The sequence below is a fragment of the Clostridium tyrobutyricum DSM 2637 = ATCC 25755 = JCM 11008 genome (assembly GCF_000359585.1).
Taxonomy (GTDB): Bacteria; Bacillota; Clostridia; order Clostridiales; family Clostridiaceae; genus Clostridium_B; species Clostridium_B tyrobutyricum.
In genome coordinates, this window is sequence record NZ_APMH01000001.1 from 115094 (window position 1) to 131950 (window position 16857).

Annotated in this window: 17 protein-coding genes; 2 read left to right on the forward strand and 15 right to left on the reverse strand. The window is 32.8% G+C overall.

Annotated elements, in window-relative coordinates; translation table 11 throughout:
* Positions 1-193 precede the first annotated feature (193 nt).
* From J418_RS0100575 to J418_RS0100590, 4 genes are all read right to left on the reverse strand, one after another.
* Positions 194-1093, reverse strand: coding sequence for a glycine betaine ABC transporter substrate-binding protein (locus J418_RS0100575; RefSeq protein WP_017894565.1), 900 nt, complete (start codon positions 1091-1093; stop codon positions 194-196).
* Positions 1093-1941, reverse strand: coding sequence for an ABC transporter permease (locus J418_RS0100580; protein WP_017752162.1), 849 nt, complete (start codon positions 1939-1941; stop codon positions 1093-1095). Before J418_RS0100580 ends, J418_RS0100575 begins: the two co-directional genes overlap by 1 nt.
* A 1-nt stretch (position 1942) precedes the next feature.
* A complete protein-coding gene (locus J418_RS0100585; protein WP_017752161.1) occupies positions 1943-3127 on the reverse strand; it encodes a quaternary amine ABC transporter ATP-binding protein in 1185 nt (394 codons plus the stop codon).
* A gap of 461 nt (positions 3128-3588) precedes the next feature.
* Positions 3589-3990, reverse strand: coding sequence for a hypothetical protein (locus tag J418_RS0100590; RefSeq protein ID WP_017894566.1), 402 nt, complete (start codon positions 3988-3990; stop codon positions 3589-3591).
* A 229-nt stretch (positions 3991-4219) separates the two neighbouring features.
* Here J418_RS0100590 and J418_RS16990 point away from each other — a divergent pair, with 229 nt between their 5' ends.
* The gene (locus J418_RS16990; RefSeq protein WP_330655533.1) at positions 4220-4300 is read left to right on the forward strand and encodes a putative holin-like toxin; all 81 of its coding nucleotides are present in this window, start codon (positions 4220-4222) and stop codon (positions 4298-4300) included.
* 244 nt (positions 4301-4544) lie between these two features.
* Here the strand turns inward: J418_RS16990 and rlmH are convergent, their stop codons facing one another.
* From rlmH to J418_RS0100620, 5 genes are all read right to left on the reverse strand, one after another.
* Entirely contained in the window at positions 4545-5024 is a 480-nt protein-coding gene (gene rlmH / locus J418_RS0100600) for a 23S rRNA (pseudouridine(1915)-N(3))-methyltransferase RlmH (RefSeq protein WP_017894567.1), read from the reverse strand.
* A 74-nt stretch (positions 5025-5098) separates the two neighbouring features.
* Positions 5099-5422 carry a hypothetical protein gene (locus J418_RS0100605; protein WP_017752144.1) on the reverse strand — a complete coding sequence of 108 codons (324 nt, stop codon included), beginning with the start codon at positions 5420-5422 and terminating at the stop codon, positions 5099-5101.
* An 87-nt stretch (positions 5423-5509) separates the two neighbouring features.
* Positions 5510-6703 carry a YibE/F family protein gene (locus tag J418_RS0100610; protein WP_017894568.1) on the reverse strand — a complete coding sequence of 398 codons (1194 nt, stop codon included), beginning with the start codon at positions 6701-6703 and terminating at the stop codon, positions 5510-5512.
* A gap of 70 nt (positions 6704-6773) precedes the next feature.
* Positions 6774-8972: an ATP-dependent Clp protease ATP-binding subunit ClpA gene (clpA, locus tag J418_RS0100615; RefSeq protein WP_017894569.1), complete on the reverse strand. Its 2199-nt coding sequence runs from the start codon at positions 8970-8972 to the stop codon at positions 6774-6776.
* Positions 8973-8974: 2 nt separating this feature from the next.
* Entirely contained in the window at positions 8975-9274 is a 300-nt protein-coding gene (locus tag J418_RS0100620) for an ATP-dependent Clp protease adaptor ClpS (RefSeq protein WP_017752141.1), read from the reverse strand.
* A 300-nt stretch (positions 9275-9574) separates the two neighbouring features.
* Between J418_RS0100620 and J418_RS0100625 the strand changes: the two genes are divergently transcribed.
* Positions 9575-10306 carry a TerC family protein gene (locus J418_RS0100625; RefSeq protein ID WP_017752140.1) on the forward strand — a complete coding sequence of 244 codons (732 nt, stop codon included), beginning with the start codon at positions 9575-9577 and terminating at the stop codon, positions 10304-10306.
* Between the two features lie 43 nt (positions 10307-10349).
* Here J418_RS0100625 and yqeB read toward each other — a convergent pair whose 3' ends face one another.
* From yqeB to xdh, 6 genes are read right to left on the reverse strand one after another with little or no spacing between them, the layout of a single operon-like run.
* A complete protein-coding gene (yqeB, locus tag J418_RS0100630; protein WP_026093925.1) occupies positions 10350-11147 on the reverse strand; it encodes a selenium-dependent molybdenum cofactor biosynthesis protein YqeB in 798 nt (265 codons plus the stop codon).
* A gap of 6 nt (positions 11148-11153) precedes the next feature.
* Positions 11154-11732 (reverse strand): molybdenum cofactor cytidylyltransferase, encoded by a 579-nt coding sequence (mocA, locus tag J418_RS0100635; protein WP_017752138.1) that lies wholly within the window; start codon positions 11730-11732, stop codon positions 11154-11156.
* On the reverse strand, positions 11729-12454 hold the full coding sequence (yqeC, locus tag J418_RS0100640; RefSeq protein ID WP_017894570.1) for a selenium cofactor biosynthesis protein YqeC: 726 nt from the start codon (positions 12452-12454) through the stop codon (positions 11729-11731). Before yqeC ends, mocA begins: the two co-directional genes overlap by 4 nt.
* Before the next feature lie 17 nt (positions 12455-12471).
* A complete protein-coding gene (gene yedF / locus J418_RS0100645) occupies positions 12472-13086 on the reverse strand; it encodes a sulfurtransferase-like selenium metabolism protein YedF (protein WP_017752136.1) in 615 nt (204 codons plus the stop codon).
* Positions 13087-13115: 29 nt separating this feature from the next.
* A complete protein-coding gene (selD, locus tag J418_RS0100650; protein WP_017752135.1) occupies positions 13116-14147 on the reverse strand; it encodes a selenide, water dikinase SelD in 1032 nt (343 codons plus the stop codon).
* Between the two features lie 4 nt (positions 14148-14151).
* On the reverse strand, positions 14152-16734 hold the full coding sequence (gene xdh, locus J418_RS0100655) for a selenium-dependent xanthine dehydrogenase (RefSeq protein ID WP_017894571.1): 2583 nt from the start codon (positions 16732-16734) through the stop codon (positions 14152-14154).
* Positions 16735-16857 lie beyond the last annotated feature (123 nt).

Sequence of the window (16857 nt, forward strand, 5' to 3'; positions counted from 1 at the left end):
CATAAGATTTTTATCAATGTTAACTTTAAGTCAATCTCATAATCCCACTTATATCAACCCATTACACAAAAAAGCTACTTTATTTATGATAAGGTTCTCTTTAACTACTAAAACGTAGATTTTTTACTCATCAAATGATTCATATATTAAATAAAACTTGAAATAATTATTCATTTAATATTTTTAATCTTTTTTATTCACTTTTCGGTATCCAGCTATTAACAAGTTCTTCATTATTTTTCATCCATTCTCTTGCAACATCTATGGGTTCTTTATTACTATTGTTTTTGATATCTGCCATCAAACTTCCTAGCTGCTTGTCATTCATTTTTAAGTTCTTTAGAAATTGTGCAACTTCTGGCATGTCTTTTTCGAATCCAGTTCTGGTTATGGTATAAATGTTTTCTGCTTTACCAAACACTCCTTTGGGATCATCGAGAAATTTAAGATCCCAGGTGGCAAATTTCCAGTGAGGCTTCCATCCTGTAACCACAATAGGTTCTTTCTTGTCTTCTGCCTTCTTCAGCATAGCAGTCATAGTTGCTTCACTGCCTTCAAGAAGTTTATAGTCTAAATTGTATTCTTTTATGGCCTTATTAGTGACTTTCATCATACCAGCACCTGCATCCACCCCAACTATTTTCCCATCCAATTCGTCTTTAACATCATTTAATTCCTCAATGCTGTTTATATTCATATAACTTGGAACAACTAAACCGATCCTTGCATTTTCGAAACTAGTACCCAAATTCTCCAATTTCCCCTTATATTTGTCCATATAGACCTTGTGAGTAACTGGAAGCCATCCATCTAAATATACATCCATATCACCTCTAGCTAGAGAAGTAAATACCATTCCAATCTCACCTTGTTTCATGTCAACTTTATATCCCATTTTATCCTGTAATATGGCACTTGCCAAGTTTGTCAATGCAACTCCTTCCGCCCAGTTCACATATCCTAGTTTAACCGTTCCCTTCGATTTATCGTTATTGGAATCACCGGATTTAGTACTACCGCATCCTGATAATATACCTATGATAAATATACTTGAAAAAGCTAATACAACAAGTTTCTTTAATTTTTTGTTCATTATTTATCATCCCCCTTTAAAATTTCTTTGTTTTTATGACCTAATGATTGAGTCATTCTATCTAATACCATTGCCAGAATTACAACGGCAATACCACTTTCAAAACCAATACCTATTTCCATCTGGGTTATACCATTATAAACTTCTCTTCCAAGTCCGCCTGCTCCTATCATTGCTGAAATGACAACCATTGAAAGTGAAAGCATTATCGTTTGATTTACTCCCGCCAATATTGTAGGCAGCGCTATGGGAATTTGTGCTTTATAAAGCATTTGACTCTTAGTTGAGCCAAAGGACCTGGCTGCTTCTATAACATCCTCAGGTACTTGTCTAATTCCTAAATTGGTGAGTCTCACTGTCGGCGGCATAGAGAATATTACAGTGGCAATTGCTCCTGGCACCTTTCCCATTCCGAAGAATAAAACCGCCGGTATCAAATAGACAAAAGCCGGCATTGTCTGCATGAAATCCAATATTGGTCTTATTACTCTATCAAAACCTTCACTCCTTGATGCCAGTATTCCAAGAGGTATGCCCATCAATAGAGATATTAACGTTGAAATAATGACCAATGCAAGCGTTTCCATAGTCTGAGGCCATAATTCTATACAATCTATAAATAATAACCCAACTGCAGTAAATATGGCCAACTTTTTACCTGATAACTTTAAAGCCAATAAAGAAAATACTATTATAATAATTATACTTGGCACAGATAAAAGTACAGTTTCCAATCCACCTATAAGTGTACTGCTAATCAATTTTATCAAATCAAAAAACGGTTCTATATTGTCTGTCAGCCAATTGACGATAAATTCAAAAAATGGTCCTACATGAAATGTAATCAAATTAGTTCTCCTCTCCTGCTATTCCTGCTATAATAGTAGATCTTTTTATAATTCCCAACATGGTATGTTCCTCGTCCACCACTGCTATTGGATATATTGCATCTTTTGCCACAGATAATAAGTCTGATATAGGAGTCTCTGGAGACGTTGTAGGTATCTCAGTTATAAGTATACTTTCTACATTAGGGATTCCATGATTTCCTAATTCTATAGCATCTTCTATTTTTATTATCCCCTTTAATTTTCTATTTTTATCCGTTACATAAATACTTGATATACCTTCATCTTTCATAAGTCTTACCGCTGATTTGGGACCATCTTTAGAAAGAGTAATTGCTTTAGATTTTTCCATTATTATCGATGCTGTAATTATTTTTGTCCTATCTACATCTTGTACAAAATTTTTTATATAATCACTAGCAGGATCAGTTAGTATATCTTCCGATGTACCAATTTGTTCTACTAATCCGTCTTTCATTATGGCAATTCTATCACCTAATCTCAAGGCTTCGTCCAAATCATGAGTTATGAATATTATAGTTTTATGCATCTTTGACTGTAACTGCAGCATCTCTTCCTGCATTTCTTTACGTATCAGTGGGTCCAATGCACTAAAGGCCTCATCCATTAATAATATCTCAGGATCTGTTGCTAAAGCTCTTGCAAGTCCAACTCTCTGTTTCATACCTCCACTTAATTCGTCAGGCATACTTTCCTCATACCCTTTTAATCCCACCAATTTCAAAGCTTTATAGGCTTTTTTCTTTCTTACATTTGAGGCAATGCCCTGTATTTCTAATCCATATTCTACATTACTACATATAGTTCTATGAGGAAAAAGAGCAAAATTTTGAAATACCATAGCTATTTTTTTTCGCCTAATTTCAAGAAGTTTATCGTCCTTACATTTTAATATATCTTCTCCATCAATTAATATCTCGCCGCTAGTAGCACATATTAATCTATTCAGACATCTTATTAATGTAGACTTACCACTTCCTGATAGGCCCATGACTACGAAGAATTCACCTTTATTTACTTGAAAACTAACATTGTTTACGCCTACAGAGTATCCCGTTTTGTTATGTATTTGATCTTTTGTCATTCCTTTTTCTAAAAGTGGAATTACCTTTTTAGGGTTTTTCCCAAAAATCTTATATACATTTTTTACTTCTATTTGTGACATAACACTCCCCCTATCCAATTCGAAATAGCAATTATAATGATTCAAACTAGCAACTTTAAATACAATCTAAAGTTGTTGGTTTGTCTTACTTTAACATATAACTTAATCCTTTGTCAATTACAGTTTTACCATTTATCTTCCATAAACCGTATACATAGAAGAATCATTTTTACTACTAAAGCTGATGTTATCTATTGAGAATCTTCGGGAATTGAGTATATGTATTTCATAATAACATATAGATGCGATAAAAAACCTAGGACTTAAGGTCGGCTCTGAAGCTACAGCAGTAATTAGAGCTTCAAATGTAATATTGATGGTTTAATAGAATACACTTCAATGGGCAGATTGCTCCCCTTACATTAAAATTAAGAAAGCCTTAACCACCAATAAACTAGTAGTTAAGGTTTTTTAAGCATAAAAATAAACATCAAATCTCTTTTAATTTTGAGATTAGATGTTTATCTATTATCTTCTATCCATTTTTTAACATCATTATCTAAGTTGTTTTTCAACAAAAATATACTTAGAGTATACTCATTGTTGCAGATTATACATATACTTTCCAATGTATCTTTGCCTATAGGTTGGTCATCAATCCACTCTGGTGCTGATCCTAAAAGTCCATTATATTCTGGATTTAGTCCTATTTCCTCCAAAGCCCACACATTGTCCCCATCTTCAAGATATACAATCATTCCACAATCTCTTAAGGAAAATTTATTGATTGTACTTCCCTCTGGTTTACCTACATTATTGTGGACATTTTTGAAATATTCCTCAATTTCCTGAAGCACTTCCCTATTAACTTTTGATTTCTCCTTCAGTAATTCAATATCTTTTAGTGTTTTGATAATCCTCATATTACCATCCTCCAAATATAAAAAATAAAGCATTCATTGACTTTAGTATCATCAACAAATATTTTTCTTTTTTATAATATATATTTCAAGCAGCAGATGATACTAACTGTAGAATTATTCTATTAGACATGCTATAATTTACTAGTACAATTGAATAACGTTGCATGTGGGCTACTGGTATCACTCATCCCTGTTGAAGGGAGGTGATACAATGAGTAATGACATCTTAATGTTACTTTTTGAAGCAGGATTATTCCTCATTTCACTATTAACATTTATAGTTTTACTTATTAAAGAAATAAAAAAATAGTAGCCCCTCTGCAAATGGTAGCTACTATTTTCTAATTAAACATTAAATAGTGATATCAGTTGCCTAAGCAACTAGATTGTATACTACAGGATGTTAGCCGCATCCTGTTTTTATTTTCTTTGTATTTATATTATAACACATTTTATGATTTAAAATCATATTTTCGTAAAATTTTTAGTACATATAATCTTTGATATGATTTCTTAAATCCGCTCATATCAGCTCATTACAAAAAAAAGCTACGTTATTTATGGTAAGGTTCTCCTTTCAATATTCTAAACCCTCTATAGATCTGTTCCAGCAGCATTACCCGAAACAGCTGATGGGGAAATGTCATCTTGGAAAAACACAATTTATAATCCGCTCTATGTAAAATTTCCCTGGAAATACCAAGAGAGCCTCCTATGATAAAAGTAATATTACTGCTTCCTTTCAAAGCAAGCTCTCCAATGAATTCAGAAAATTTCTCTGATGCAAGCATATTTCCCTTTAGATCCATTGCAACTATGTACATATTGTTGTTTATATGTTTTAATATTCTTTTTCCCTCTCTGTCTTTAATGATTTCTTCATCTTTTGGTGAGGCATTATCAGGAGTTTTCTCATCCTGAACTTCTATTATATTTAATCTGCAGTATCTGGAAAGCCTTTTTGTATATTCATCTACTGCATCTTTTAAATATTTTTCTTTTAACTTTCCCACTGTAATCAAGGTTATATTCATAAAATATTCTCCTATTCAATTATATACAAAGAGGACTTTCTTTAGAAAGCCCCTTTATTTTCATTTACATAATTCTATTTATTATCAGAACCAAATGTATCTTTTATAGAATCAAGCACATTTTTCAAAGTTTTGTTGGCCAAATCTTCTATTTCATCTATAACTTCTTCTGTACTTTTTATTCGAGTTACATATATATTAAGTTGGTTGTTCTGTAAATTCTTAATGGATTTAAGCACTTCATATTCAACATTATCATCTTTTAAAATCACTGTGTCTCCTGATTTTAAATTAAGGTACAAAGGGCTGTTTGAGTTTATTGTTTTATACAATTCATTTTTCCCTGGTTTTAAGATTTCATCTTCCTTAACTAAATAAAAATTCACTGTAGTTCCCATTTATTTATCCTCCTTATACTGATTTTTTATCACAAGTAAACTCCATTCATCATCAGTATATTAATTGCAATATTTAAATGTTACTACTTAAAGTTCTTTTTTATTTAGACTGAACAACTTTCTGAATTTATTATACATAAGATCCACCTTTTTTTGTGATTCATCTTTAGTGTAGTCTAATTTTTCTTTTCTAGTACTTAAAAATGCAGCTGCAAATGCAGTTATTGGAATAGCAAGTATTAATCCTATACTTCCTGCAAGAGCCTTGAGAACCTCTGCAGCTATTACATCCTGATTTATAGCTGTAGATATGGAACTTGTATAAGAATAGGAAGCTATCATTATCATAAGATACATGGCACCTCCTGCATAAGCAAGTATAAGGGTATTAGACATACTTCCCATAATATCCTTTCCAACATTCATTCCAGATTTGAATAGCTCCTTAATATTCATATCCGGTTTGGCATCTTTTATTTCCTTTATTGAGGATGCAATGGATACACTCGTATCCATAACTGCACCAAGTGCACCCATTATTATTTCTGCAAACAACAGTCCTGAAAAATTAAAACTGGCATTTTGTACCGTATAAATTATAGTCTGCATTTCATCATCTGTAAGTCCGCTTATTCTAAGAATTGAATTTGAAAATGTAGCTATAAGTCCTGCAATTACAACTCCTCCTGACGTTCCTATAATAGCTGCCAGTGTCTTTTTATTTCTACCGCTTATTATAGTCAGGTTTACCACAATTAAAAATATACATATTACAATAGCAACTGTCATGGGATTAAATCCCTGAATTACAAGTGGGATTAACACTTTTATTATTGAAAATCCCGTTATTGCAAGAGTTATCAAAGATTTAAAACCTTTTATTCCTCCAATTACTACAAGTAAGAGTGCAAAAACTATTCCCAATTCATAGAGATATTTATATCTTACAATTTCATATATGTACGCTGTTTTGGGATCACCCTTTTTGTAATTATCTATATTCACCAACACATTATCACCTACTTGTGCAAAACTCTGAGTATTACTTCCTTCATCATTTATCTTTCCACTTACAGAATTTTGCACGGTAATTATTTGGCCTTTCAATTTTCCTGAAGTTATTTTTATATCTATATAGGCATACCTTATAGAATTTTTATTTGACGAATTTACACTGCCATGCATCTTTATAACTTTTCCATGAACTACTCCACTATTGTCTTGTTGAGAATTCGATTGTGCCTTTACTCCAAAACATGTAAATATTATAATTGCACACATGATAACAACAAGCACCGCTTTATTTGATTTTAATATTTTAGATCACCTCGTAATTGTTTAACTAAGTCTATCATACAATGGCTATTTTTTCATCTTTTACGTCTATAGTATTAATTTTATCCTCATTTCCATTACCAAATAATACTTTATCTACAAAATACGGTTTTATATACTGATTTACAATTCTTATTATTTCTCTTGCTCCATATTCTTCAAACATACCTTTTTCAGCCAGAAATTCATAACACTTTTCAGTAACTTTTATTTTTATATGTTTAGACTCAAGTTGGTCCTTAAATTCCTTCAACACTTTTCGGGCTATCAAAATAGCCATATCCTTGTCAATGGAATTAAATACAATAATATCATCAAGTCTATTTCTGAATTCAGGAGAGAATATTCTGTTTACAGCTGTATCTACAGCATCCTTTTTCACAGTTCTATTGCCAAATCCAACAAGTGATTTTCCCATAGACCTTGCGCCTGCATTTGATGTCATTATAAGTATTACATTCTTAAAATCTGTTTTTCTACCTGTATTATCTGTAAGTGTTGCATAGTCCATCAACTGCAAAAGTACATTTAATACATCAGGGTGTGCTTTTTCAATTTCATCCAAAAGCAGTACACAATATGGTGTCTTCTTTATAGAATCAGTTAAAAGACCACCTTCTTCATAACCTACATATCCAGGTGGAGATCCTATAAGTCTGGCAACAGTATGCTTTTCCTGATACTCACTCATATCAAATCTGATTAGTGAAATTCCCATTATATTTGCCAACTGCCTGGTTATTTCTGTCTTTCCTACTCCTGTAGGTCCAACAAACAAAAGATTTGCCATAGTCCTGTTTTCCCGATTGAATCCAGCCCTCGATGTTTTTATAGCTCTTACTATAGAATCTACAGCTTTATCCTGACCAAATATTTTGTTCTTAAGGCTTACATCCAGATTTTTTAAAATATATGTTTCATCTTTTGATATGCTGTTCATAGGTACTTTTGCAATAGTTGAAACAGTCTTTTCTATATCCTCTTTTGAAATTAATATTGTATCATCACTATTGGAATGCAATCTACTATAAGATGCAGTTTCATCAATTATATCAATTGCCTTATCTGGAAGGTACCTGTCATTTATATACTTGGATGAAAGTTCTACTGAAGACTCAATGGCTTCATCGCTATAAACTACATTATGAAATTTTTCATATTGCAGCTTTATCCCCTTGAGCATTTTACAAGCTTGCTCCTTTGAAGGTTCCGGAACTTCTATTTTCTGAAATCTTCTGGAAAGTGCCCTATCTTTCTCAAATATTTTCTTATACTCATCATAAGTAGTTGAACCTATAAATTTAATTTTACCACTAGTTAAAAATGGCTTTAATATATTGGCGGCATCGAGAGAATTTCCCGACACAGATCCAGCTCCAATTATAGTGTGAATTTCATCTATGTATACTATTGGATGATCTTCTTTCTCTATGGTCTTCAATACCTTTTTTATCCTCTCTTCAAAATCCCCTCTGTATTTAGTTCCTGCAAGCATTGAACCCATATCAAGAGAATATATTTTACTTTGTCTTAGCATTTTAGGTACTTGACCTTCTACAATTAATCTGGCAAGTCCTTCAGTAATAGCTGTCTTACCTACCCCCGGTTCACCTACATGGATTGGATTGTTTTTGGTTCTCCTAGTTAAGACCTGCATTGTCCTATCCATTATATCCTCTCTTCCAATCAGCAGATCAGTGTTTCTAATTATTTCCTTTCCGGTAAGTTCTACTGCAAATTCCTCTATACTATTATTTTTTGACTCATAATTATCACCATATCCAATATTATTTTCAGAAATGCCGTGAGTTATGTAATTTAGCATATCCATTCTCTTTATACCCTGTTTTTTTAAAAAATAGCTGGCAAAGCTCTTTTCTTCATCATATATTGATATAAAAATATCTCCCAGTCTTATAACATCTTTTTCCGCCGACAGCACATAGTCACCTGCAGATGTAAGTATATTTTGAAGAGATATGGTTTCTACAGGCTCTCTTTTTTCAACAGTACCTATATGCTCACTAAAATAATTCATAAGATCTCTTTTTATATCCTGAATATTTCCACCACAACCTTCTATAATATCAATTCCCTCAAGGAAAAACAATGACGCATATAATATATGTTCAGGGGTAAAATATTCATGCTTATGGTACTTAGCTTCATCATAGGCAGCACTTATAATCTCATTTACTATTTTATCTAATTTCATATCTAATCCTCTTCCATACTAAATTTTAGTGGAAAGCCACTGTTCTTTGCCATTCTTATTGCCTGAGACATTTTAGTTGCAGCTATATCATAGCAGTAAACCCCCGCAATTCCCATTCCTTTCCTATGTACAGTATACATTATTTTATTAGCTTCATCTCTCTGTTTTTTAAATATACACACCAAAACTTTAACTACAAAATTCATAGTAGTATAATCATCATTATATATAACAACCTTATACATTCTAGGCTTTTCTACGTGCGTTTCAGATTTAGTTTTTTCAATAAATTTCAAGTCCATTTAAAAACAACTCCAAAATAATTTTATTTAGGATTATTTTAGCACAATTTATACTAAAAGTGTACAATAAGAGGACATTAAAATTGTAATATATAATTAAAAACACATGTATAAATCAATCAAATTGAAATATATATGTAATATCAGTATTAATAAGAATACATGGTATGCAAAAACTTATATACTATGTATTATAACTATATTATAAGATTACAAGCTTTATGTTCGGCAAAATTTGTGATAAACTATTATATAGATTTTTAAAATACGTATATAATATAAATCAAAGGAGATAAAAATATGGAAAACCTGATGCCTTTTGTAATAAAGGCTCTACAAATCACCCTTTTGGATATAGTGCTAAGTGGAGATAATATTGGGGTTATCGCACTAGCTACCAGAAACCTACCAAAAAAGCATGCAAAATCAGCTTCTTTAATAGGAGTAATTGCTGCAGTAGTTTTAAGGATTATATTTGCCTGTCTCGTAACTTATATTCTTATGGTAGAATGGCTTCCAATAAGACTAATAGGTGGAATCATACTTGTAAAAATAACTTTCGATTTTATAAAGCCCAATAAAAAAGAAGAAGATGTAAATGTACATAATTCCAATAAATTTTGGGGGGCAGTTTTAAGTATAGTTGCAGCAGATGCCACTATGAGTTTAGATAATGTACTTGCTATTGCAAGTGTTGCGGAAGGACACGACCTGCTCATAATATTTGGCCTCATATTAAACATACCTATTATTTTCTTTGGGAGTCAATTAGTTGCAAATCTTATGAAGAAATACCCTATAGTTACATATATAGGTGCTGCAGTACTTGCCCATACATCTTTCAAGATGATATTTGAGGACAGGTTAACCCATAACCTGCTGTCTCCTACCATGGTCAATGTAGTATCTTTTGGTGCAGCGGCACTTACCATACTATATGGAATATATGTCATAAATAGGGCCAAAACATATTCCTTCAAGGAATACAAAAAAGAATATCAGGATAAAAACTCTAAGACAAAAATCAGTTAGATAATATAAAAATACACAATCAGCATATTCTGATTGTGTATTTTTATATTCTTCTTATATACATAATGGCTTCCAATACTCCGCCGCCTATATTTCTTGCTTTATCTGAAATAGTAAAACAGTTTTTTTTCTCGCTTATTCTAGGATCTACATCTGCAATTTTGAGTCCTTTTTTTACTGTTGTTCTGTCCCTTATGATTCCTCTTAAAACGCCACTTATATTAGCCTTGACTCTAAAACATCCTATGTGTGCAATTGTTTCACCTGATTTAACTGTATCTCCTATATCTTTTATATTATTTATAATACCACTATATGGACTATATATTACCCTCTCCTTGGAGTATCCCGCTATAACTCCAGGCACTCCAGTATCATCTGCTGCTTTTCCTTTAAATATAAGCCTTCCCAAATTATGACCTCTATTTGTCTCTATAACTGCATTTACATCTTTTCCCGCTTCAAATCCCGGTCCAAGCGCTATAGTTATAGGAGCCATTCCCATATTTGTACCTAGATTTTTCTTTGCAAGTATTCCATCTACTACTATTTCAGGTTTCAACAATCCTATATAAATCCCATCAGGATCTACAACAACAGGTATTTTCTCATTATTCCAGCATTCATGTACTGCATCCAAGCTGTCTACATGTGAGGCTTTTATATTTTCAATTTCTATATTTTGATCGTATATTGCTTCGCTGAAGCTTACCTTACGCCTAATAGATGTAGGATTTTCTATTTCCAGTATTAATACTTTGAATCCACTTCTATGTAGTTTTTGTATAGCTCCAGAGGCAACATCTCCACCGCCCCTTACTATGACAGTATCTTTGTTCATATCCAATCATTCCTTCACAACTATCAGTCTTCTATAGTCTTCTTTTGTATCTACATCCATTAATGAAATTCCATTTTTCAACTCCACAAAGGTTATATCTTCTCTATGACAATTCATAACTTTTCCACCACCCACATCTCCTTCAAGACTCTTAAGCTCATCTACAAATCTTAAAGGGAAAATTACAGGACTTCCTCTTCTATTGCCATACTTAGGGACAATTATATTTTGGTTATTTACATTAAAACTATATACAAGAAGATTTATAGTCTGTATATCTATAAATGGCTGATCTGCTGTAAAGAACATGTAACCTTCAGTTTTTTGAGCATATTTAAGTGCTAATTTTATTGACTCACTCTGCCCAATATGAGCTCTATTATTTTTTATACCCAAAAGCCCTTTTTGTTTTCCCAATTCAAGTATAATATCATCCCTTGCTACAATTACCTTTTCATAAAAATTATATTTTGAAACTACTTCTATAATATGTTCTACTAGGTATTTTCCCTTGTAAGGTAAAAAGAGCTTGTTTATTCCCATTCTTCTACCAAAACCTGATGCCATAATTATAGCACTTATCATTTTAAATACCCTTCCTTTAAACTTCCACTTATAATCTTATATATATATCCTCTATTGACTTTTGAAATATTCTGTATTAATTTTTGAGATGTAAAAATATCTCTATCCTTATCAAGTCTATTTATAAACAGTATTCTTTGTCCTCGTGAGTTTTTAAATAGTCCTTTTTTATTAAATACAAGGGAGATAATATGGTGTTCATTTATAATATCACCCAAATTTGAACCAGTAATACTCATAAATTCTTCCAGACCATGCACATTATCTTCATTTACTATTTTACCAAGCACATCTATAGGAACAATTCCTATAGTTTTGCTAGTATTGTTCAATATAACAGGCTCATTGGCCTTCCAGCCTTTAATTGGCTTTTTCTTGGAACCATCGGCTTCAACAAATACATAATCAAAATACTTAAGCTGCTTTTCCAATATATAAGGTTCGATACCTATTAGCTTTCTTTCATTATTTACAAAACTTCCATATACATAAATACCATTGCATTTCAAATTATTGTATAAAGTATATTTTCCTGTATTGCAACATATAAAATCAAACTGATTAATATGGGGAACATATATCTTTGTGGTAGTAGTTACAAGTACCTTATTATTACAACTGACTTCCCTAGCAAGAAGGAACATCAGAGTAGTCTTGCCCCCTGATCCAACAATAGATACAATATCACCCCTGTCTATTTCAAAAACTTTTTTAATCTCCATAATATCAGTAACCTCAGCTATGGCTTTATTATTTTGTCCGCATCCGCTATCTTCTCATATATATTATACATATTGGTTAATTCACCTACTGCAAGATTATCTGTTAAATTGTAATAATTTGAACACGTTCCACATGTCAAAATTTCCACACCTTTTGTATTTAAAGTTTGCAGGTGTTCAACTACTGGAGAACCTTTGGCAGTCAGTTTTGCCCCGCCGTTATAAAAAATTATTGTATCAGGCAATTTTTCAGACTCTGTAACAGCATATATAAATGCCTTCATTAAAATTTCACCTAACTCCTGACTTCCTTCTCCCATTCTATCAGATGAAATAACCATGGCTATATTTTCTTCTTCAGATCCATGCTTAATTTTTAGAGCTTTATGAGGTTCTGAAGGCTCAATGTTGTGTTTTCCCTTTATAATCTTTACTTCATATCTATCTTTATTTACTTCATTGGTAATATATTTATATCCCATCTCAGAAGCCATCTTCTCTAAGTTTTCTCTTGAAATTTCATTATCTACAATAACAAGTACTGCTCCATCATTTTCTATTTGTTTTAGAGCTTTCCTGGCTTTTATTACAGGTACAGGACATACATCTCCCAGTGCATTGACTTCTATCATAATTTCCTCCTGACTTTTCCACAATAAGTTTATTTTACAACTATATTATAATTCGTTCTTTCTGTTACCTCTCCTACAATATTAGATTTTATATGAAGATTATTTAATTCGTTCAGTAAATTATGTGCATCATCTTTATTTACACTTATTATAAAACCCCCTGAAGTCTGAGGGTCAAATAGTATTTCCTGAAGTGCAAATTCTATATTTTCCATTTTTACTTTATCTTTGAGATGATTTCTATTTTTCTGTCCTCCTGCAGTTATAAGAAATTCTTTTGCATAATCATAAGCTTCTGTTATATATGGAATACTATCCGCCTCTATAAGCATAGTATAATTCTCTCTGGTCATTTCGTTTAAATGCCCTAAAAATCCAAATCCAGTTACATCGGTACAAGCATTGACTTCATACCTCTTTATTATTTCAGATGCATATTTATTTAAAGTCTCCATGGATTTTACTGCCTTTTCATAAGCTTTTGTACTTGCCTCACCTACTCTATTTGCAGTGGTTATTATTCCAACTCCAAGAGGCTTTGTAAGTATGAGTTTATCACCAATTTTACAATTGTTGTTTGGAAGTATATTTTTAGGATTTACTATACCTGTTACAGAAAGTCCATATTTGCACTCACTATCATTTATAGAGTGTCCTCCACATACTATTCCACCTGCTTCATATACTTTTTCTGCTCCTCCCCTCAATATGTCTGCAAGTATTGAAGAATCCAACTTTTCTGGAAAACAGACAATATTCAACGCAGTTTTTACATTGCCACCCATGGCATATATGTCACTTAATGCATTTGCTGCAGCTATCTTTCCAAATGTATACGGATCCTCTACTACAGGTGGGAAAAAATCCAGTGTTTGTATTATTGCAATATCATCTGTTATTTTATATACTGCTGCATCATCAGAACTTTGAAAACCTATGAGCAAATTTGGATCGTGTCTACTTTCAGGCAAACTTTCAAGAACATGCTTCAGAAAACCTGCTCCAAGTTTTGCAGTACATCCACCGCCGCATGTAAATTCACAAGAATTCTTATCCGACATATTTTCACCTTCTCGCATTTTTAGATTTTCTATAAGCAGTGTTATCTAGTGGAAGTTTTGTTCTAAATATACCATCAAATTCATAATAAGCCTGCTGAACTGCCGGTGCTGTAGGAACGCATACTATCTCTCCGACTCCTTTAGCTCCATAGGCAAGATCACTTGTATTTTTCCCTATTATAACAGATTGTATTTCCGGAACATTTACGGATCTAAAGAGGCCCAGTGTCCCGAACTTGGCAGCAGGTATACACTTCTTTAATGGATAATCTTCAGTTAATGCATATCCAAGTCCCATAACTACTCCACCTTCTATCTGTCCCTCAACAGTAGTAGGATTTATTGCCCTTCCTATATCATGAGAGGCTATAACCTTTTTCAACAATCCTTTTTCATCCAATACTACAAGCTGTGTAGCAAATCCATAGGCTATATGACTTACTGGATTTGGCTTGGTTGATCCAATTGGATCTGTCTTAAAGGAATATTCTCCATAAAAATCCCTTCCTTCAAGATCTTCAAGATTTTTGCCTTTAAGTGCACTTTTTAATTTTTTTGAAACTATGTGTACTGCTTCTCCTGTAAATACAGTTTGTCTTGAAGCTGTTGTAGTTCCGGAATCCGGAGTAATATCTGTATCAGGCTGATCCACAACAACAAGTTCAGGTGATATGCCTGTAGCTTTACATAAAATCTGAGTTTCAACAGTTCCTATTCCCTGTCCTATACAAGCAGCACTGCTCCTTATATGAACCTTGCCATCAAGTATTGTAAGCCTGCATCTTCCAATATCAGGAACACCGACTCCTACTCCACTGTTTTTCATTGCAGATGCTATTCCTACATATTCATTTGTTGAATTTACATATTTATAATATTCTTCCTTTACTGCCATTAAAGTTTCCTTAAATGCAGTCCCATCATCTGCAATCTGGCCATTTGGCAGTACCTGACCTGGTTCTATTGCATTTATATATCTTATCTTCCATGGTGAAATTCCAACTTTTCTTGCCAATTCATTTAAATTGGATTCTATTGCAAATGCTGATTGAGTAACTCCAAATCCTCTAAATGCTCCGCCAGGTGGATTATTAGTATAAATTGATCGGCCAACTATGTCTACATTTTCATAATTATATGGTCCAGCCGCATGAGTACACGCTCTTTGAAGTACAGGTCCACCTAAAGATGCATATGCACCACTATCTGATATTATAGTCGCTTTCATGCCTGTAAGTTTGCCATTTTCATCACATGCAAGTGTAAATTTCATTTCCATGGCATGCCTTTTAGGATGTACTTTTATACTTTCTTTTCTAGATAAAGTCACCTTTACAGGCTTTTTGGCCTTATATGCAAGAAGGGCTGCATGATGCTGTACACTCATATCTTCTTTTCCGCCAAATCCACCTCCTACATAAGCACTTTTTATTCTAACTTTATCTTTTTCAAGACCAAGAAGATTCATTATTTCACGTTTTTCATCATATACGCTCTGTCCACCAGTATATACAAATATGCCATCACCATCCGGAACACCTATAGCACATTCAGGTTCCAGAAATGCATGTTCCGTAAAAGGTGTAGAATATCTATAAGTTACAACATATTTTGAATTTTTAATAGCCTCTTCTGCATTTCCCCTTTTTAGAACTTCCTCATCTAATATATTACCATTCTCATGAATCTTAGGTGCACCCTCCCTTAGAGCTTCTTCAGGGCTTGTAACTGGTATTAACTCCTCATAATCAACTTCAATAAGTTCAAGCCCTTCTTTTAATGCAGCTTTAGTTCTTGCCGCCACAAGTGCTATTGCATCGCCTATATATCTGGTTTCTTCACCTATGTCAATTAGGGCAGGCCAATCTTGAACCAGATGACCTATATATCTTTTTCCGGGAATATCTTTGGCAGTAAGCACAACTTCAACATCAGGATGAGCCAATGCTTTAGATATGTCTATTTTCTTGATTAACGCTCTTGGATACTTTGTTCTAAGTGCAGATCCGTATAACATTCCATCTACTTTTATATCATCGGTATACTCTGCTATACCCAGTGTCTTTTTAAAAGCATCTATTCTATGAAATCTTTCTCCTACTATGCCGCTTTCATCCTCTTTAGGAATATCCTTGTTCTCCCTTAAAATTTCCGCAGCCATAAGTACTGCCTTCTCTATTTTCACATATCCAGTACATCTGCATATATTTCCTCTAATTGCTGCCTTTACATCTTTAGATGTAGGACTGCTGTTTTTATCTATTAACGCCTTGGCACTTACTACCATTCCAGGTATGCAAAATCCACATTGAACTGCTCCTGCCTCTGCAAATGAATATGCAAAAACTTCCTTTTCACGTTTGGACAATCCCTCCAATGTCAATATGCTTTTTCCCTGAATTCTGGCTATAGTTAAGACACATGCTCTCATAGTCCTGCCATTTACTATAATAGTACAAGCTCCACATGCACCTTCAGAACACCCATTTTTTACAGATGTTAAATTTTGCTTTTCACGTAAAAATTCAAGCAAGTTCATATCTGCTTCAGTTTTAATTTCTCTATTGTTGAGTATAAATGTATACACTGCTATCTCATCCTATTCTTTTTATTCTATTATAACTATAAATTATATGCATGTAATTTAATAGTGTCAATAATTTTTTATCATTATTTTATTATTTTTATCATAAATGATTATAAATGATGA